Here is an 18361-nt window from a genome sequence, read left to right on the forward strand (position 1 = left end):
TTTCCGCCGCCGCGGCGCCGGTAACCCGGTGGCGTGGCGGCGCGGTGGCGACCAACCGTTCAGGGGCCGCGGAAAGGCGGAGACTCATGGGGCACGCCGGAGACATCGTGCGGGAACTGGTCGCGGATCACCAGGAGGTGGAGGACATCTTCCAGGAGATCGAGCGGCTTCCGACCGGCGAGAAGCGCCGCAAGCTCCTGGCTGACCAGGTGACCATCGAGCTGGTCCGGCACTCGATCGCGGAGGAGACGCACCTGTATCCCGCCGTGCGCGAGCACCTCACGGACGGGGATCGCGTCGCGGACAGGGAGATCGAGGACCACACGGCCGCCGAGCGGATCATGAAGGAGCTGGAGCGGCACGACGCGGGCGATCCCGAATTCGACCGGCTGATGGACAAGTTGATGAGTGAGATCCGCAGCCACATGCAGGACGAGGAGGACAACCTCTTCCCGGCGTTGCGGATCTGCTGTTCGGAGGAGGAGCTGGAGCGGCTCGGCGACCAGGTCCGGCACGCCAAGAGGACCGCGCCGACCCGCCCGCATCCCGCCGCCCCCGACAAGCCGCCGTTCAACAGGCTGCTCGCGAGGGGCACCGGACTCGTGGACCGCGCCCGCGACCTGCTCTCGGGGCGCGGCAAGCGCTGACCGCCGCCTGTGGCGGGGAACCGCGGGCCGGTGTCGTAGCGTGTGTCCCCGGACCGAGGTTCGCCGCTGTAAGTGACGAAGTGCCATGATTTCAGGGGCACTTGATAACGGGGAAGAACGGTGCCAGGAACACCGTGCCGACCGGCCGGCGGGCGACGGCGCCGCGAGGCGGCCCGCTGGGCGGCCGAACGCGGTGCCGAGCTGATCACTGGCGGGACCATGGTGCCGCCGCCCGGCATCGCCCAGCCCGGCGCGTACACCTTCTACAGCGGCCCCCGGGCGGCCGAACGCGGTGCCGAGCTGATCGCCGGCGGGATCACGGTGCCGCCGCCCGGCATCGCCCAGCCCGGCGCGTACACCTTCTACAGCGGCCCCCGGGCGGCCCTGGAGGCCCACCGCTCCACGCTGGCCGTGGTCAGCCGCGCCGACTGCGTCGGCGCGGACCCGGGACTGGCGATGCTCTCCTACCAGGCGATGCTGCACATGTTCTGGTCCACCCCGACCAGCGACGTCCACGCCACCGCCCTGCTGGGCACGGCCGGGGTGGAGCGCCCGCCGGGCGGACCGGCGCGGCCGTCAGGTGAGCCCGAGCCGCGCCGACCGGGCCTCCGCGATCGCGTCCTCCTCGCCCGTCAGCTCCACCCGGGCCGCGTCCTGCCGCCCCCAGGCGAACAACTGGAGCTCACCCGGGTCACCGGTGACCGTCACCACCGGCAGGCCCTTGTGGGCGACGGCCGTCTGACCGTTGGGCCGCCGCAGGACCAGACCGACTGGGCTGCGCCGGCCCATCAGCCGTGCCGCCGTCTCCAGCCGCTTCCACAGCGCGTCCGCGAACACCGGGTCCAGTTCGCGCGGCGTCCACTCCGGCTGCGCCCGCCGCACGTCCTCGGTGTGAATGAAGAACTCCACGGTGTTCGCCGCCTCGTCGAGCTGCTTCAGCGCGAACGGTGACCTGCGCGGCGGCCCGGTCCTGATCAGCTGGATCAGCTCGTCGTAGGGCCGGGCGGCGCTCTCCGCCCGCACCCGCTCGGCACGCGCCGCCAGCGGCTTGACCACCGCCGACGCCATCGGCTCCACGTTCCGCTCCCGCGTCACCACGTGCGCCGCCAGGTCGCGGGCCGTCCACCCCTCGCACAGGGTGGGCGCCTCGGGCCCAACGGTCTCCAACTGGTCCGCCAACAGCAGACGTTCACGCTTCGCATGGGTCGACATGCGTTCACCCTACGGTTTGGCGGCACCCCTCGCCCGGCGTGAACGCCCCGGAATGGCGGCAGAATGAAGCCATGTCCAGCAGCACATCCGGCACGCCCGTGCTCGACCCGGCCATCGCCGCCCGCCTCAAGCGCACGGCTGACGGCCTGGTGCCCGCCATCGCCCAGCAGTACGACACCGGTGAGGTGCTCATGCTCGGCTGGATGGACGACGAGGCCCTGCGCCGCACCCTCACCTCCGGCCGCTGCACCTACTGGAGCCGCAGCCGCCGCGAGTACTGGGTGAAGGGCGACACCTCCGGACACGTGCAGCACGTGAAATCCGTGGCCCTGGACTGCGACGGTGACACGGTCCTGGTGCGGGTCGACCAGGTCGGCGCCGCCTGCCACACCGGCGACCGCACCTGCTTCGACGCCGGGCGTCTCCCGCTCGACACCCCCGAGAAGTAGGCTCGGCCGCCATGACGACGCCAGACCTTGAGCGCTTCCGGGTCCTCGCCAAGGACCGCCGGGTCATCCCGGTCACCCGCCGCCTCCTCGCCGACGGCGACACCCCGATCGGGCTGTACCGGAAGCTGGCGGGCGAGCGCACCGGCACGTTCCTGCTGGAGTCCGCCGAGAACGGCCGCACCTGGTCCCGTTACTCCTTCGTCGGCGTGCGCAGTGTCGCCACGCTCACCGTCCGGGACGGCCTCGCGCACTGGCTGGGCAGCCCGCCCGTCTCCGTGCCCACCGCCGGCGACCCGCTGGACGTGCTGCGCCAGACGCTCCAGGCCCTGCACACCCCGCGCTCGCCCGGCCTCCCGCCCTTCACCGGCGGCATGGTCGGGTATCTCGGGTACGACATCGTCCGCCGCCTGGAGTCGATCGGCGACAGCACCGAGGACGATCTCGGCCTGCCCGAGCTCACCCTGATGCTCGCCTCCGACCTCGCGGTCCTCGACCACCGCGACGGCACGGTGCTGCTGATCGCCAACGCCATAAACCACAACGATCTGGAGACCGGCGTGGACGAGGCGTGGGCCGACGCCGTCGCCCGGCTCGACGCCATGACCGCCGATCTCGCCCGGCCCGCCCCCGCCGTCCCGGTCACCGCCCTGCCGCCCGCCGAGCTGCCGCCCTACGAGGGGCGCTGGGGCGGCCCCGACTACCAGCGGGCCGTCGAGACGGTGAAGGAGTACATCCGGGCCGGCGACGCCTTCCAGGTCGTGCCCTCCCAGCGCTTCCAGACGCCCTGCCCGGCGAGCGCCCTGGACGTCTACCGCGTGCTGCGCGCCACCAACCCCAGCCCGTACATGTACCTGCTGCGCTTCGAGCACTGCGACATCGTCGGCTCCAGTCCGGAGGCGCTGGTCAAGGTGGAGGACGGCCACGCCATGCTCCACCCCATCGCCGGCACCCGGCCGCGCGGCACGACCCCGCAGGAGGACGCGGCGCTCGGCGAGGAGCTGCTGGCCGACCCCAAGGAGCGCGCCGAGCACCTGATGCTGGTCGACCTCGGGCGCAACGACCTCGGCCGCGTCTGCGCCCCCGGCAGCGTCGAGGTGGTCGACTTCATGTCGATCGAGCGCTACAGCCACGTGATGCACATCGTGTCCACCGTCACCGGACGGCTGGCCGCCGGCCGCACCGCCTTCGACACGCTCACCGCCTGCTTCCCGGCCGGCACCCTCTCCGGCGCCCCCAAGCCCCGGGCCCTGCAGATCATCGAGGAGCTGGAGCCGACCCGGCGCGGCGTCTACGGCGGCTGCGTCGGCTATCTCGACTTCGCGGGCGACGCGGACACGGCCATCGCCATCCGCACCGCCGTGCTGCGCGACGGCGTGGCGTATGTGCAGGCCGGGGCCGGGGTGGTGGCCGACTCCGACCCGGTCGCGGAGGACACCGAGTGCCGGAACAAGGCCGCGGCCGTTCTGAGGGCGGTGGCCACGGCGGGCAAACTGCGCGGTAGCGTGGACGGGTGACTCCCGACCCCGCCGACCCCGCCGACGGCCCTGACCGCGCCGACAGCACGGGGATCAGCCCCGGAACGACCCGCCGCACGCTCGCCGTGGCGCTGCTCAGCGGCGCGGCGGGGGCCACCGTCGTCCTGATCTCGGCGGGACAGACCTGGGGCGAGGGCGAGACGGCCGTCTCCGGCGCGGAGCTGCCGGTGACCGCGAGCGGCAGCGCCGTCTCCGGCCTGCCCAGCGCGCTGGCCCTGGTCGGCCTCGCGTCCCTGGTCGCGGTCTTCGCGGTGCGCCGCACCGGCCGGGCGGTCGTCTCGTCGGTGCTGGCCCTCAGTGGTGCCGGGGCGATCGGCGCGGCGTTGCTCGGTTCCGGGGACACCGAGGCGCTGGAGTCGAACGCGGCCGAGGCGATGGGCCTCACGCGGGCCGCCGTCACGGGCGTCAGCCACACCGGCTGGCCGTGGTTCTCGGCGCTGGGCGGGTTGCTGCTGCTGTGCGCCGGGCTGCTGGCGCTGAGCTACGGGCAGCAGTGGCCGGCGATGTCCGGCCGGTACGAGCGATCGGCCCGGCGCCCGGCGGGCGCGCGTGAGGGGGGCGCCGGGGGCGTCGCCGCCGGCGATCCGGACGACCGGCCGGAGGACATCTGGCGCGCCCTGGACCGGGGCGAGGACCCGACCTAGGCCGGGGCTGACCAGTCCCGTCGGATCAGCGCGCGGCTCCCCTCGCCCCCCGGGGGGGCGAGGCGCCGGAGCGCGCTCGTGCTCGGGGTCGTGCTCGGGGTCGTGCCCGCGATTCGTGCTCGGGGTCGTGCTCGGGGTCGTGCTCCCGCGATTCGGCGACGCGGGCCCGTTCCCGCCCGGGCGGGAACGCGCGGGACAACACGCCTGAGCCCCGCGCCCGGCCGGACGGGTTCTGTGGTGAAGCAGACGTGGGACCCCGGCCGGGACTGTCGGAGCGGCCTGCCACAATGGCGGAGGGTGCGCTGAGGCAGCGCGTCCGCGAATCCTGACCGACGAGGAGCACACACATGCCGGGCCCTTACCACCACGGAAACTCTCCGGCCGCCTGGACCGGTGTCGTCATCGCCTTCATCGGGTTCGGTATCGGCGGCGCCTACACGGTGCTGGCCGAGCCGCTGGGCGTCGCGGCCGGTGGGGTCGTCGTCGGCCTCGGTGGAGTCGTCGGCCTGGTGCTGCGGGCCATGGGGTATGGCCAGCCGCCGGCTCAGCCGCACGCCACCCCGGCGCGGAAGGCCGCGGCGCAGGCCGAGGCCGCGGGCGCCACCGTTGGCAAGGACGGCGTGCCCGCGCCGGCCACCTCGCCCGAGTCGGAGCAGTCGGCCGTCAGCGGCTGACACGCGGCCCTTGTCCGGGCGTCCGCTCTCCCCGGCTGTCGCGCCGCTGGCGGCTCTGGCCGCCGCGGGCGCGGCGTTCGGCTGGGTGGCGGCCGTCGACCCCCACGAGCCGGGGCACTACCCGGCCTGTCCGGTCCTGGCGCTCACCGGTCTGTACTGCCCCGGCTGCGGCGGGCTGCGCAGCGCCCACGCCCTGGCCCACGGCGACTTGGCGGGCGCGCTGAGCGCCAACGCGCCCGCCGTCGCCGGGCTCGCGGCCCTGGCCGTGGGGCTGGTGGTGTGGCTGGTGTCGGCGTGGCGCGGCGCGGCGATCATCCCGGCCGCGCGGCCGGCGCACGGATGGGCGCTCGGCGGGGCGCTCGTGGTGTTCACGGTGGTGAGAAACCTCCCGTTCGGCGCCTTCCTAGTCCCCTGACCAGCGGCTTGACAGGTGGATGCGAACGCTCCGCCGTTTGGCGGATACCATCATGGGGTCTGGTCGCCGGACCAGACAGGAAGGGGCCGGTCGCGTGAGTGTGCTCGACGAGATCATCGAGGGAGTCCGCGCGGACCTCGCCGAGCGGCAGGCGCGGGTGAGCCTCGACGAGCTCAAGGAGTCCGCCGCGAAGGCCCCGCGGAGCAAGGACGGGGTGGCCGCGCTCAAGGGCGACAGCGTCACCGTGATCTGCGAGGTCAAGCGGTCCAGCCCGTCCAAGGGCGCCCTGGCCGCCATCGCCGATCCCGCCGGGCTCGCCTCCGACTACGAGGCGGGCGGCGCGGCGGCGATCTCCGTGCTGACGGAAGGCCGGCGCTTCGGCGGCTCCCTGGAGGACCTGGCCGCCGTCCGGGCCCGGGTGGACGTCCCGCTGCTGCGGAAGGACTTCATCGTCACCTCCTACCAGCTCTGGGAGGCCCGCGCGTACGGCGCGGACCTGGTGCTCCTGATCGTCGCGGCGCTGGAGCAGGAGGCCCTCGTCTCGCTCGTGGAGCGGGCCGAGTCCATCGGGCTCACGCCGCTGGTCGAGGCGCACGACGAGGAAGAGGCGCGGCGCGCGGTCGACGCCGGCGCCAAGGTCATCGGGGTCAACGCGCGGGATCTGAGGACGCTCCAGGTGGACCGTTCCACCTTCGCCCGGGTCGCCCCGGAGATCCCCGACCACATCGTCAAGATCGCGGAGTCGGGCGTGCGCGGGCCGCACGACCTGATCGCCTACGCCAACGACGGCGCCGACGCCGTCCTGGTCGGTGAGTCCCTGGTGACCGGCCGCGACCCGCGCGCCGCCGTGGCCGACCTGGTCGCCGCGGGCGCCCACCCGGCCCTGCGCCAGGGGCGCTGAGCCCGTGCGCGCGGTGCGGAATCCGTTCCGAGGCACGCGGCCACGCGGCTGCCGTGCCCCCGCCCGGCGTGTGCTGGGCCGCCGCGTGCGCTATCACATCGGCTGTGAGCCCGGCCAGATCAACGGTCGCCGATGGCGCGCCCGGCCCGCGGCCCACGCCGCCACGCCCCACGCCCTGGTCCGCCCCGGCCGGTAGGCGCGCGGCGCGGGCGTCGGCCGTCGGCGGTGCACCGGCCCGGCCGGTGGCGCCGAGCCCTGTCTGTCCGCCGTGTCGGCGCACGGGTGGCGCGTTCACGTCCCGGTGAGTCATGCCGGGTCGGTCCGGACGGTGTCCCCGGTTCGCCCTGGCCGGTGGTCCGTCGGGCGTGTCCGCCGTCTGTCCGCGTTCACCGTGTCGCCGAGTCGCCGTGTCGCCGTGCCGGTGCGTGACCGTGGCCGGTGGCGGCCGTACGGTCCGGCCCGGGTGCCGGACCGCGCCGGCCCCCGGACGGGCAGCCGCGTCCGCCCGCGCCCCCAGCTCCTCTCCTGTCATCACGCCCGAAAGGCACCCGATGTCCGCACAGCACTTCTTTCCCGACCCTGAGGGCAAAGTCCCCAACGCCGGGGGATACTTCGGCGATTTCGGCGGCACGTTCATCCCCGAGGCCCTGCGGGCCGCCGTCGAGGAGGTCGCCGCCGAGTACGAGAAGGCCAAGACCGACCCGGCCTTCGCCACCGAGCTGGACGAGCTGCTCGTCCACTACACCGGTCGGCCCAGCCCGCTCACCGAGGTCCCGCGCTTCGCCGAGCAGGCGGGCGGCGCGCGCGTCTTCCTCAAGCGGGAAGACCTCAACCACACCGGCTCCCACAAGATCAACAACGTGCTGGGGCAAGCCCTCCTCACCCGCCGGATGGGCAAGACCCGGGTCATCGCGGAGACCGGCGCCGGCCAGCACGGCGTCGCCACCGCCACCGCCTGCGCCCTGTTCGGCCTCGACTGCACCATCTACATGGGCGAGATCGACACCCAGCGTCAGGCGCTGAACGTGGCCCGGATGCGCATGCTCGGCGCCGAGGTCATCCCGGTCACCTCCGGCAGCCGCACCCTGAAGGACGCGATCAACGAGGCGTTCCGCGACTGGGTCGCCAACGTCGACCGCACGCACTACCTGTTCGGCACGGTCGCCGGGCCGCACCCGTTCCCCACCCTGGTGCGCGACTTCCACCGCGTCATCGGCGTCGAGGCCCGCCGCCAGATCCTGGAGCGGGCCGGGCGGCTGCCCGACGCGGTCGTGGCGTGCGTGGGCGGCGGGTCGAACGCGATCGGCCTGTTCCACGCGTTCATCCCGGACGAGCACGTCCGCCTCGTCGGTTGCGAGGCCGCCGGACACGGCGTCGACTCCGGCGAGCACGCCGCGACCCTCACCGCGGGCGAGCCCGGCATCCTGCACGGCTCGCGGTCCTACGTCCTCCAGGACGACGAGGGCCAGATCACCGAGCCGTATTCCATCTCCGCCGGTCTCGACTACCCCGGCATCGGCCCCGAGCACGCCTATTTGAAGGACCTCGGCCGCGGCGAGTACCGCCCGGTCACGGACGACGAGGCGATGCGGGCGCTGCGGCTGCTGTCGCGCGCCGAGGGCATCATCCCGGCCATCGAGAGCGCCCACGCGCTGGCCGGCGCCCTGGACGTGGGCCGCGAGCTGGGCCCGGACGGCCTGATCGTGGTCAACCTCTCCGGCCGGGGTGACAAGGACATGGACACCGCCGCCCGCTACTTCGGGCTCTACGACGACGGAGGAAACCAGTGAGCGGCAACGCGCGGGCGCTCGGCGCCGTGCTGGCGGCGGCCCGGGACGAGAACCGGGCCGCCCTCATCGGGTACTTCCCGGCCGGGTTCCCCACTCTGGAGGGCGGCATCCGGGCCGTGACGGCGATGGTGGAGGGCGGCTGCGACATCATCGAGATCGGCCTGCCGCACAGCGACCCGGTGCTGGACGGCCCGGTGATCCAGACGGCCGACGACATCGCGCTGCGCGGCGGGATCAGGATCTCCGGCGTGCTGCGCACCGTGCGCGAGGTGCGCGCGGCGACCGGCGTCCCGGTGCTGTGCATGACGTACTGGAACCCGGTGGACCGGTACGGGCCCGAGCGGTTCGCCGCCGAACTGGCCGAGGCGGGCGGCGCGGGCTGCATCCTGCCGGACCTGCCGGTCGAGGAGTCCGAGGCGTGGCGGAAGGCGGCCGAACGGCACGGCCTGGCGACGGTGTTCGTCGTCGCGCCGAGCAGCAAGGACGCGCGGATCGCGGACATCACGGCGGCGGGCAGCGGCTTCGTGTACGCCGCGTCGCTGATGGGTGTCACCGGCACCAGGGAGTCCGTCGGCCGGGAGGCGGCGGACCTGGTCGGGCGCGTGCGGGGGATCACCGAGCTGCCGGTGTGCGTGGGGCTCGGCGTGTCCAACGCCCGGCAGGCGGCGGAGGTCGCCGCGTTCGCGGACGGCGTGATCGTCGGATCGGCGTTCGTCCAGCGGCTGCTGGACCACCCGGACGACGAGGGGGCCGGGCTGGCGGCGCTGCGGTCGCTGGCCGCCGAGCTGGCGGCCGGCACCCGGCGCTGACGCTCGCGGCGTGGGGAGGCGTTCCGGCCGGTACGCGCTGCGTACCGGCCGGGGTGCCGCGCCCGCTACAGTCGTGGCCATGGGGATTCAGGGGGCCACGGGGAGCGCCCCGTGGCAGGCGCCGACAAGCGTGGAACAGGGCCTGTACGACGCGGGGAACAGCGAGAACTGGCCCACGTTCTTCGACATCCTGGCCGGCACGGACCTCTACTTCCCGATGTCCCGTGAGCTGATGGACGCCGTGCCCGGCAGCATCCCGTTCCGGCCGTTCCGCGACCCGAAGTTCGACGGGTTGGCGCTGGCCGTCTTCACGCGCGGCATGCTGGCGCCGCCGGTCGGGGACCACATCTTCGAGCGCAGCGATCTGCGGTCGCTGGCCAAGGTCTGGCCCAAGTCCGTGCGCTGGCTCGCGGTCAACCCGGGCACTCCGGTCGAGACGTTCCTCCCGGCCGATCCCAAGCGCTGGAAGCGGCACGCCAAGAATCCGCCCGCCGAGCGGCAGTTGAAGACACTGTGGACGGGCGACCGGCACGGCCCGCTCGCGCACGGCATGGCGTGCGGCGCGATGCTGCTGGTGAACAACGGCTCGATCTGGAATCACCTCGGCTGGCAGTGGGGCGGCTACACCGAGGAGAAGGAGCTGCTGCGGAAGTGGTGGAGCGTCACTGGGCGGGCCGAGTGGGTGGAGACCGTCGAGCGGCTGCTCAACGGTGAAGTCGTCTCCCCGGCTTGGGAGTTCGTGCTGCGGGTGCGGCAGGCGCTGATCCTGGAGTATGGCGCGATGCCGGAGGCGGCGCACTGGCGCGACACGGCGGAGCGGGTGTTGGTGTCCCGGACCGCCGAGGTCGTGGACCAGACCGGCAAGCCGCCGGAGTTCGACCTGGACGCGGACATCGAGCTGGTGCGGGAGCTGATCGGCCGCGTGCTGCGGTACGAGGCTCGCTTCCGCGCCGACGGCCTGCTCGACGCCGACACCTGCGTCCGTTCCGTCATGGCCTGGGACTTCGGTCGTGCCTCCTGCCTGGCCCGCTGGGGGCTGGGCGCCCGGTACGGCGAACGGGACGAGACCGAGCGGGCGTTGCTGCGGGTGGGCGACGCCGGCCGCCAGGTGTACCGGTCGTGGGCGGAGTTCGCGGTCGGCTTCGTGCTGGGCCGCTGTCTGCACTTCGACAGCGAGGAGTTCGGCGACTGGTACACGGACATGGTGACCGTGTATCAGATCCTGAGCACCGAGCCGGACAGTCCGTGGCTGAGCGTGCCGTGGGAGCAGTCCCCGGCGGATCTTACGGAACACTGACGGCCGCGCCGCGCCTGCCCCGCTGCGGCGCGCGGGCTGGCTAGCGTGGCGTCATGCGCGTACTGGTCACCGGCGGAGCCGGGTTCATCGGATCGCATGTCGTGGCGGAGCTGCTGGTCCGGGGCCATCAGCCGTCCGTGTTCGACATCAGCCCACCGGAGCCGCCGGGGCCGGACATCGCGTGGACGCGCGCCGACATCCGCGACGCCGGGGCGCTCGCGCGGGCGTTGCGGGGCGTGGACGCGGTGTGCCACCAGGCCGCGAAGGTCGGTCTGGGCAAGGACTTCGCGGACGCGCCTGACTATGTGAGCGTCAACGACCACGGAACGGCACTGCTGCTGGCCGCGATGGCGGACGCGGGGGTGGGCGCTCTGGTGCTGGCCGGGTCGATGGTGGTCTACGGCGAGGGCCGGTACGACTGCCCGCGCCACGGCCGGGTCCGGCCGGGCCCGCGCGCTCCCGAGGACCTGGCGGCGGGCCGGTTCGAGCCGCTGTGTCCCGAGTGCGGCGCGGCGTTGATCCCCGGGCTGGTGGGGGAGGACGCCCCGGCCGACCCGCGCAACGTCTACGCCACGACGAAGCTGGCGCAGGAGCACCTGGCCGCCGCCTGGGCCCGTTCGACGGGCGGCCGGGCGATCAGCCTGCGGTACCACAACGTGTACGGCGACCGGATGCCGCGTGACACCCCGTACGCCGGGGTGGCCTCGTTCTTCCGCTCGGCCCTGGAACGCGGCCTGCCGCCCCGGGTGTTCGAGGACGGCGCGCAGCGGCGGGACTTCGTCCACGTGGAGGACGTGGCGGCGGCCAACGCGGCGGCCCTGGTCGCGCTCGCCGACGCACCGGTCGGCGCGCTGCGGACCTACAACACGGGCAGCGGCGAGCCGCACACGGTCGGCGAGATGGCGCGCGCCCTGGCCCTGGCGTTCGGCGGTCCGGAGCCGAAGGTCACCGGCGCGTACCGGCTGGGCGACGTCCGCCACATCACGGCCTCCTCGGCCCGCCTCCGCGCCGAGCTGGACTGGCGTCCCCGGGTGGACTTCGAGAAGGGCATGACCCGCTTCGCCAAGTCGCCCCTACGATAAGGCGGTTCACCCGCGCGGCCGGGTCCTGGGCCGGGGCTCAACGGGGGAGCGGGGCCGGCGCGGTGAGGAGGGGGCGAGATGCCCGCCGTCGCCTCAGGCGAGGCCGCCGTGCCCCGTAGGCCGTGCCCCGTACGCCACGCCCCTCGTATGCCACGCCCTGGCCGAGGTTCCCCGCCGAGGCGCCGACCGGCACCTCGCCCGGCGCCGAGCACCGGCCCAACCAGTCCCCGCCGCGCCCTGTGTAAGGAGCGCACCGGGGTGAGCGTCTCCAGCTTCAGCACCGCCCCGGGGCGGCAGCGTGACCTTCGGGCTGTTCCGGAAGACCGGGTCGATGACGCGCGCGGCCTCCTCGATGGCGGCGAGCGATAGGTCCAGTGGCACGGGGGGACCGTGGCGGCGGCGCGCCGGGGTGTCACCCCGCCGCCGGGAGGATGACCTCGAACCGGCAGCCACCCGGCACGTTCCGTACCCCCGTGCGCCCGGCGTGCGCCTCCACGATCCCGCGCACGATCGCCAGGCCGAGCCCCGCCCCGGCGGGCGGCGTCCGGGCGTCCGTCCCGCGCCAGCCGGTGTCGAACACGCGCGGCAGGTCCTCGGCCGGGATGCCGCCGCAGCCGTCGGTCACGGAGAGCACGACCGAGCCGGCCCGGCGGCTGGCCGCCACCGCGACCGTCCCGTCCGCCGGGGTGTGCCGGATCGCGTTGACCAGCAGATTGGCCAGCACCCGGCTCATCTCCTTGCCGTCCACCTCCACCGGCAGCGGCTCCACCCCGTCGTCGGCCAGCAGCACACCGCGCTCCCGCGCCAGTGGATCCGCGCCGGCGATGGCGTCGCTGATCAGGTCGTACACGGACAGCCGCGCCGGGGTCAGTGTGAGCGAGCCCGCCTGGACCCGGGAGAGCTCGAACAGGTCGCCGACCATGTCGCTCAGCCGCTCCACCTCGCCCCGGATCTGCCGGTGATACCGGTCGGGGTCCTCCGCGATGCCGTCCTCCAGCGCCTCGGCCATCGCGCGCAGGCCCGCCAGCGGGGAGCGCAGGTCGTGCGAGATCCACGCGACCAGCTCGCGCCGCGAGGACTCAAGCGCCCGCTCCCGCTCCCGGGATGCCGCGAGCCGGTCGCTGGTGTCGGCCAACCGCTGGGCCAGCGACGCGAGTTCGGCGGGCATCGGAATGGCGGGCGCGGTGAACGGGCCGCCCTCGCCCAGCACCCGCGCCGACCGCTCCAGCGCCCGGTGCGCCCCGATCACCCAACGGCCCAGCAGCAGCGCGGTCACGGCGGCCCCCAGGGCGCCCACGGCGCAGACGGTGACCACGACGGCCAGGTCGTGCGCGGACAGGAACATCGCCCAGGCGACCGACAGCGTCCCGGCGAGCAGCGAGCCTACGGTCGCCGCGATCAGCACCGCCAGCGAGACGGCCACCGAACGGCGCCGCACGGCCACCAGCACCAGCGCGCCCACCACTCCGGCGACGGCCGCGCCGGCCGCCGCGTAGAGTGCGATCAGCGGGAAATCGCGCAGCAGTTGATTCAGGCCCATCGCCCTCGTCACTCCCCGTCGAAGCGGTAGCCGACGCCCCACACCGTGGTGATCAGCCGGGGGCTCGCCGGATCCGTCTCCACCTTGTGGCGCAGCCGCCGCACATGAACCGTAACGGTGGACAGGTCCCCGAAGTCCCAGCCCCAGACGGAGGACATCAGCTCCTCCCGGCTGAACGCCCGCCCCGGGTGACGCAAGAAGTGTGCCAACAGGTCGAATTCGCGCAGCGTCAGCCGCAACGGCCCCCGCCCGTCGGACGCGACGCGCGCGACCGGGTCGAGCGTGATGCCGCCGCCGCGCAGCTCGGCCGCCTCCGGAGCGGCCGGTCCCGGCGGTGGACCGTTCGTCCTGCGCAGCACCGAGGCGACGCGCAGCACGAGCTCGCGCGGGCTGAACGGCTTGGTCACATAGTCGTCGGCGCCGACCTCCAGACCGAGGACGCGGTCCTCCTCGTCTCCGCGCGCGGTCAGCATCACCACCGGGACGGGCACCGGCCCCGCCTCGCGCAGCCTGCGGCAGACCGTCAGCCCGTCCAGGCCGGGCAGCATCAGGTCCAGCACGACGAGGTCGGGCGGGTTCGCGGCGGCCCGCGCCAGCGCGCCGGGGCCGTCGGCGGCGCGGTCGACGGTGAAGCCGGCCCGGTCGAGATAGCCGGCGACGACCTCGGTGACGGTCGGGTCGTCGTCCACGACCAGGACGCGCGGGGAGGGGGGCGGCGGCTGCGGTGGCATGGGACCGAGTGTCACACCCGGCGCGCGGCGGCGGGTCGCGCGCCGGGCAGGCCGGTGACGACGTCAGGGTTTCGTAAGGAGCAGTGTCCTGGAATGCCCGGCTTGTCTCCGTAGAGTAAGGGGCGTGACCAACTCCCCGCATGCAACGGGTGACCTGGTGTTGCCCTGCCTGAATGAGGCCGAGGCCCTGCCCTGGGTGCTGGACCGCGTCCCGGACGGCTGGCGGGCCGTGGTCGTGGACAACGGGTCCACGGACGGTTCGGCCGCCCTCGCCGAACGGCTCGGCGCCCGCGTCGTCCACGAGCCCCGCCGCGGCTTCGGCGCCGCCTGCCACGCCGGGCTGCTGGCCGCCACGGCCGACCTCGTCGCCTTCTGCGACTGCGACGCCACCCTCGACCCGGCCGAACTCCCGCGCGTGGCCGAGCCGGTGCTCGGTGGCACCGCCGACCTGGTGCTGGCCGGCCGGCGCCCCACCGCGCGCGGCGCCTGGCCGTTGCACGCCCGGCTCGGCAACCGCGCCCTGTCGCGGATGCTGCGCCGCCGCACCGGCGTACGGCTTTCCGACCTCGGACCGATGCGGGTGGCCCGGCGCCCCGCCCTGCTCGGCCTCGGCCTCACCGACCGGCGCAGCGGATATCCGCTGGAGATGGTGGTCAGGGCCGCCGACGGGGGCTGGCGCATCGAGGAGACCGAGGTCGCCTACCGGCCGCGCACCGGCCGTTCCAAGGTGACCGGCACCTGGCGCGGCACGTGGCACGCGGTCAACGACATGCGGGCGGTGCTGAGATGACCACCCTCGTCGTCATCGCCAAGGAGCCGGTGCCCGGCCGGGTGAAGACGCGGCTGACGCCGCCGTTCACCCCCGGGGAGGCCGCGCTGCTCGCCGAAGCCGCGCTGGCCGACACCCTGCGGACGCTGCTGGCCGTCCCCGCCACGCGCCGCCTGCTGGTGCTGGCGGGGCGCCCGGGGTCGTGGCTGCCCGTGGGCTACGACGTGGTGCCGCAGGCCGGGGGCGGACTGGACGAACGCATCGCCGCCGCCTTCGCCCACTGCGCCGGCCCCGCGCTGCTGGTCGGCATGGACACCCCGCAGCTCACCCCGGCGCTGCTGGCCCCCGCCACCGGCCCCGGGGCGTGGCCCGCGCGCCGCGCCTGGTTCGGCCCGGCCGCCGACGGCGGCTTCTGGGCGCTCGGCCTGGCCGAGCCGCGCCCGGAGCTGATCCTCGGCGTGCCGATGTCAACGCCCGGCACCGGTGCGGCCCAGCGCCGACGGCTCGTCGAAGCGGGCCTGAACGTACGGGACTTGGCACCGCTGCGGGACATGGACACGGCCGCCGACGCCGCCGCGATCGTCAAGGAGGCGGCCCCCGGCGGCCGGTTCGCCGCGGCGTACGCGCGGCTCGGGTCGCGGGAAGGCGTCACCCGGTGACCTGGTCCGGAGACGCGTACGCGGCGGCCCTGCGCGCCGGCCGGGGACCGCTGTTCCTGCGCCGCGCCGACGGCGGCCGGCTGCCGCTCGACGTGGAACGCTGGTGCGCCGGGCCGGATCCCGCCGACCGCACGGTGCTGGCGCGGTGCGCGGGCAGCGTGCTCGACATCGGTTGCGGTCCCGGCCGGATGGTCACCGCGCTGGCCCGCGCGGCGCGTCCCGCCCTCGGCATCGACACGGCCCCGGCCGCCGTGGCCCGCACGCGCAGCGAGGGCGGATCGGCGCTGCTGCGTTCGGTGTTCCAGAACCTGCCCGCCGAAGGCTGGTGGGGGAGTGTGCTGTTGATGGACGGCAACATAGGGATCGGTGGCGACCCGGCCGCGTTGTTCCGTCGCGTCCGTCAACTGCTGGCGCCCAGCGGTCTGTTGATCGCCGAGGCCGCGACGGCGGAGGTGGACGAACGGTTCGACGTCAGCCTCGACGCGGGCGACGGCCCGCTGGGCCCCGCGTTCCCCTGGGCCCGTCTCGGTCCGACGGCGCTGCGGACGCGGGCCGCGTCCGAAGGATGGACGACGGCCGGCCAGTGGGCGGTCGACGGCCGGGCGTTCGTGGCGTTGCGGGCCTGAGGGTCCGCGGGACCGGTGCCGGGACCGGGGCCGGAACGCGGTGCCCCGCCGGGGCCCGGCGCCACCGTGGGGCACGGTGGCGCGGGCCGGCCCGCGCCGTTCATCGCTTCCGCCCGGCGCTCGGCCATCGCGCGACGCGACGTACTCGCGCGGGTGACCGCACGGGCCGGTGACGCCGGCATCGAGCGCGAGCCGGTAGCCGGCCCGGCCCTGGACCGCGGCGTCGAAGAGGCGGTTCGCCCCGGCCCTCCGACCCGAGCGTCCGCCGTGCGCGGGTCGTGAGGCGTCCCCGGAAACGGATCACCGTCCGCCTCACCACCGCGTCATCCACAGCGAGTTGACCGAGAACGCCAGCACCGCCTGCGCGGTCAGCCACCACCGGGCGTGCCGCTCCGGCAGCAGCGCGGCGGCGGGCAGCAGCCAGAGCGCGAACGGCAGCCAGATCCGCTCCGTTTCGGCCTTGCTCATCCCGGACACGTCCGCGACCAGCATCGCGCACAGCGCGGAGCCGACCAGCACCGTCAGCGGCGCGTTCCACGGTCGCAGCGCGGCGCGGCGCAGTCCGGCCGCCGTCGCCAGGCCGACCGACGCGACCTGGACGGCCAGGTTCGCCCACACGAAGTACTCGTAGGGACGGTAGCCGCCCGCCCCCGCGTGGTAGCGGTCGACCAGTGTGAAGTAGCCGTCGAACCACCAGAACCCGCCCGCCGTGAACGCCACCACCCACGGCGCGATCCCCAGCAACAGCCACGGCAACGGCCGCCACGACCGGGCGAGGAACAGCACCGCGAGGCCGACGATCCCCATCAGCACCAGTCCGTACGACAGATACAGGAGCAGACCGAAGAGCAGCCCCGAGCCGAACGCCGCCCCGCGCGGCGCCCGCACCGACCGCGTGGCGGCCAGCGCCAGCAACGCCAGCGCCCACGCCGCCACCGCCGTGAACCAGGCGTCCGCCGACACCCCCAGCCACACGGCGGCCGGCGCCGGCACCATGAACGGCGCGGCCCGGCGGGCCATTTCCTCCCCGGCCACCGCCCGCACGGTGACCAGCACGGCCGCCGCCGCGCTCGCCGCGACCGTGATGCAGAACGTCGTCGCCCAGCCGCCGCCGGACAGCCCGATCCGGTCCAGGGCGACGAACGTCAGCGTCGCGCCCGGCGGATGCCCGGCCACGTGCGCGGGCCAGCGCTCCGGCGCGTCCGTCGGGATGTGGTCGGTGAAGGTGCGCAGGAAGTCGTGGACCCCGCCGATCCGGTCCATCACGGTCAGATACTCGTGCCCGTAGGCGAGCGTGCCGTAGATGCCGGGCCGCCAGCCGTCGATCAGCGCCAGCGACCAGATCCACGCCAACGAGGCCCCGGCCGCCGCGAGCGGCACCCACCGCCACGGCAACCGCCGTGCCAGCGGCGGCCCGTAGAGCACGGTCAGCCCGGCGACGATCAGCGCGCACGGGGTGCCCGGCCCGGTGTGCGGCTCCCAGCGGGCGAACATCGGCGGCCAGGCGAGGAACAGCGTCTCCTCGTCGTAGACGGCGACCCCGACGACCGCCGCCGCGGCGAAGAGCAGCGCCGCCACCGCCGCCGCCACCAGATCAAACGCCACCGGACCAAACGCGGACTTCCGTACGTTCACCCCGCCCACGCTAGGCGCCGGGACGGCGGTAACCGGCCGTCGCCGGGCGGATGTCACCGCTTCGTCAGATCCACCGGCCGGGCGTGTCCTGACCGGGTCCGGTTCGTTGGCTCAGGACGTGAGCGAACGGAATCGTGAAGGGAAGCGCAGCGCCCGCGAACGGCTGCGCGAGGAGCGGGATCGGGAGAAGGCGGCCGAGCGGAGGAAGCGCGTCGCCAAGGTCGCGGCCGCCGCCGTCGCGGCCCTGGCGGTCGCGGGCGTGGTGGGCGTCTTCGCGGCGAACGGCGGCGAGACGACGGAGGGACCGGCGGTCGACCCCATCTCGGTCGGGGACAAGGATGCGCCGGCCACGCTCGCCGTCTACGAGGACTTCCGCTGTCCGGCCTGCGGTCAGTTCGAGACGACGTTCCGGGACACGATCCACGAGCTGACGGACGCCGGAAAGCTCCGCGTGGACTACCACCTGGTGACGATCATCGACGGCAACATGGGCGGTAACGGCTCCCAGAACGCCGCCAACGCCGCCGTCTGCGCCGACGACGAGGGCGAGTTCCCCGACTACCACGACGTCCTCTACGAGAACCAGCCCGCCGAGAGGGACGACGCCTTCGCCGACAAGTCCCGCCTGATCGACCTGGCCGGCGAGGTGGAGGGTCTCGACACCGAGTCGTTCCGCGCCTGCGTGCAGGAGGGCGACCACGACGAGTGGGTGGACAACTCCAACGCGGGCTTCCTGGACTCGGACTTCAACGCGACCCCGACCGTCCTCCTGAACGGCGACGATGTCTACGGCGACACCGCCGACCCCCTCACCCCCGACCGCCTGCGGGAACGGGTCAACGAGATCGTGAGCGAGGAGGGCTGACACCGTCCCCCGAAGGCGCCCCACGAGGGCCGGACAGGCGGGGCAAGGCACAGTTCGATCGCGCCACCACCCCGTCCGGTC

Annotated in this window: 20 protein-coding genes and 1 pseudogene; 17 read left to right on the forward strand and 4 right to left on the reverse strand. The window is 74.4% G+C overall.

Features of this window, described 5'->3' with window-relative positions:
- Positions 1–86: 86 nt before the first annotated feature.
- Both OIE51_RS22340 and OIE51_RS27040 read left to right on the forward strand, forming a co-directional pair.
- A complete protein-coding gene (locus tag OIE51_RS22340) occupies positions 87–647 on the forward strand; it encodes a hemerythrin domain-containing protein (RefSeq protein ID WP_326599543.1) in 561 nt (186 codons plus the stop codon).
- Positions 648–866: 219 nt separating this feature from the next.
- Positions 867–1184, forward strand: a pseudogene (locus OIE51_RS27040) (hypothetical protein); the annotation flags it as partial.
- A 39-nt stretch (positions 1185–1223) separates the two neighbouring features.
- On the opposite strand, the gene OIE51_RS22345 reads toward OIE51_RS27040, so the two are convergent.
- A complete protein-coding gene (locus tag OIE51_RS22345) occupies positions 1224–1859 on the reverse strand; it encodes a TIGR03085 family metal-binding protein (protein WP_326599545.1) in 636 nt (211 codons plus the stop codon).
- Between the two features lie 71 nt (positions 1860–1930).
- Between OIE51_RS22345 and hisI the strand changes: the two genes are divergently transcribed.
- From hisI to OIE51_RS22400, 11 genes are all read left to right on the forward strand, one after another.
- Positions 1931–2308 carry a phosphoribosyl-AMP cyclohydrolase gene (gene hisI / locus OIE51_RS22350; RefSeq protein ID WP_326599546.1) on the forward strand — a complete coding sequence of 126 codons (378 nt, stop codon included), beginning with the start codon at positions 1931–1933 and terminating at the stop codon, positions 2306–2308.
- A gap of 11 nt (positions 2309–2319) precedes the next feature.
- Entirely contained in the window at positions 2320–3822 is a 1503-nt protein-coding gene (locus OIE51_RS22355; RefSeq protein WP_326599547.1) for an anthranilate synthase component I, read from the forward strand.
- A gap of 53 nt (positions 3823–3875) precedes the next feature.
- Positions 3876–4487 carry a TIGR02234 family membrane protein gene (locus tag OIE51_RS22360; protein WP_326600744.1) on the forward strand — a complete coding sequence of 204 codons (612 nt, stop codon included), beginning with the start codon at positions 3876–3878 and terminating at the stop codon, positions 4485–4487.
- A gap of 347 nt (positions 4488–4834) precedes the next feature.
- Positions 4835–5161, forward strand: a complete 327-nt coding sequence (locus tag OIE51_RS22365; RefSeq protein ID WP_326599548.1) for an HGxxPAAW family protein — start codon at positions 4835–4837, stop codon at positions 5159–5161.
- A 10-nt stretch (positions 5162–5171) separates the two neighbouring features.
- Entirely contained in the window at positions 5172–5576 is a 405-nt protein-coding gene (locus tag OIE51_RS22370) for a DUF2752 domain-containing protein (RefSeq protein ID WP_326599549.1), read from the forward strand.
- A gap of 94 nt (positions 5577–5670) precedes the next feature.
- Positions 5671–6477, forward strand: coding sequence for an indole-3-glycerol phosphate synthase TrpC (trpC, locus tag OIE51_RS22375; protein ID WP_326599550.1), 807 nt, complete (start codon positions 5671–5673; stop codon positions 6475–6477).
- Positions 6478–6490: 13 nt separating this feature from the next.
- Positions 6491–6673 carry a tryptophan biosynthesis modulator TrpM gene (trpM, locus tag OIE51_RS22380; protein ID WP_442811993.1) on the forward strand — a complete coding sequence of 61 codons (183 nt, stop codon included), beginning with the start codon at positions 6491–6493 and terminating at the stop codon, positions 6671–6673.
- 355 nt (positions 6674–7028) lie between these two features.
- Positions 7029–8267, forward strand: coding sequence for a tryptophan synthase subunit beta (gene trpB, locus OIE51_RS22385; protein WP_326599554.1), 1239 nt, complete (start codon positions 7029–7031; stop codon positions 8265–8267).
- Entirely contained in the window at positions 8264–9076 is an 813-nt protein-coding gene (gene trpA / locus OIE51_RS22390) for a tryptophan synthase subunit alpha (RefSeq protein WP_326599555.1), read from the forward strand. Before trpB ends, trpA begins: the two co-directional genes overlap by 4 nt.
- A gap of 79 nt (positions 9077–9155) precedes the next feature.
- Positions 9156–10373, forward strand: coding sequence for a DUF1266 domain-containing protein (locus OIE51_RS22395; RefSeq protein WP_326599557.1), 1218 nt, complete (start codon positions 9156–9158; stop codon positions 10371–10373).
- A 53-nt stretch (positions 10374–10426) separates the two neighbouring features.
- Complete coding sequence (locus OIE51_RS22400) at positions 10427–11455, forward strand: NAD-dependent epimerase/dehydratase family protein (protein WP_326599558.1); 1029 nt, start codon at positions 10427–10429, stop codon at positions 11453–11455.
- 412 nt (positions 11456–11867) lie between these two features.
- On the opposite strand, the gene OIE51_RS22405 is transcribed toward OIE51_RS22400, so the two are convergent.
- Both OIE51_RS22405 and OIE51_RS22410 read right to left on the reverse strand, forming a co-directional pair.
- Positions 11868–12977, reverse strand: coding sequence for a sensor histidine kinase (locus OIE51_RS22405; protein WP_326600745.1), 1110 nt, complete (start codon positions 12975–12977; stop codon positions 11868–11870).
- Positions 12978–13003: 26 nt separating this feature from the next.
- Positions 13004–13726: a response regulator transcription factor gene (locus OIE51_RS22410; RefSeq protein ID WP_326599559.1), complete on the reverse strand. Its 723-nt coding sequence runs from the start codon at positions 13724–13726 to the stop codon at positions 13004–13006.
- Between the two features lie 124 nt (positions 13727–13850).
- Here OIE51_RS22410 and OIE51_RS22415 point away from each other — a divergent pair, with 124 nt between their 5' ends.
- Genes OIE51_RS22415 through OIE51_RS22425 form a run of 3 tightly spaced genes read left to right on the forward strand, consistent with a single transcriptional unit; the run spans position 13851 to position 15780 of the window.
- Positions 13851–14516 carry a glycosyltransferase family 2 protein gene (locus OIE51_RS22415; protein ID WP_326599561.1) on the forward strand — a complete coding sequence of 222 codons (666 nt, stop codon included), beginning with the start codon at positions 13851–13853 and terminating at the stop codon, positions 14514–14516.
- Positions 14513–15154: a TIGR04282 family arsenosugar biosynthesis glycosyltransferase gene (locus tag OIE51_RS22420; protein ID WP_326599562.1), complete on the forward strand. Its 642-nt coding sequence runs from the start codon at positions 14513–14515 to the stop codon at positions 15152–15154. Before OIE51_RS22415 ends, OIE51_RS22420 begins: the two co-directional genes overlap by 4 nt.
- Positions 15151–15780 (forward strand): methyltransferase domain-containing protein, encoded by a 630-nt coding sequence (locus OIE51_RS22425; RefSeq protein ID WP_326599563.1) that lies wholly within the window; start codon positions 15151–15153, stop codon positions 15778–15780. The genes OIE51_RS22420 and OIE51_RS22425 overlap by 4 nt, the downstream gene beginning before the upstream one ends.
- Before the next feature lie 312 nt (positions 15781–16092).
- Here OIE51_RS22425 and OIE51_RS22430 read toward each other — a convergent pair whose 3' ends face one another.
- Positions 16093–17424 (reverse strand): hypothetical protein, encoded by a 1332-nt coding sequence (locus OIE51_RS22430; RefSeq protein ID WP_442811994.1) that lies wholly within the window; start codon positions 17422–17424, stop codon positions 16093–16095.
- A gap of 109 nt (positions 17425–17533) precedes the next feature.
- On the opposite strand from OIE51_RS22430, the gene OIE51_RS22435 reads away from it, so the two are divergent.
- Positions 17534–18280, forward strand: coding sequence for a DsbA family protein (locus tag OIE51_RS22435; protein ID WP_326599565.1), 747 nt, complete (start codon positions 17534–17536; stop codon positions 18278–18280).
- Positions 18281–18361: the final 81 nt, after the last annotated feature.

The organism is Streptomyces sp. NBC_01803 (assembly GCF_035917415.1).
Classification (GTDB): domain Bacteria; phylum Actinomycetota; class Actinomycetes; order Streptomycetales; family Streptomycetaceae; genus Streptomyces.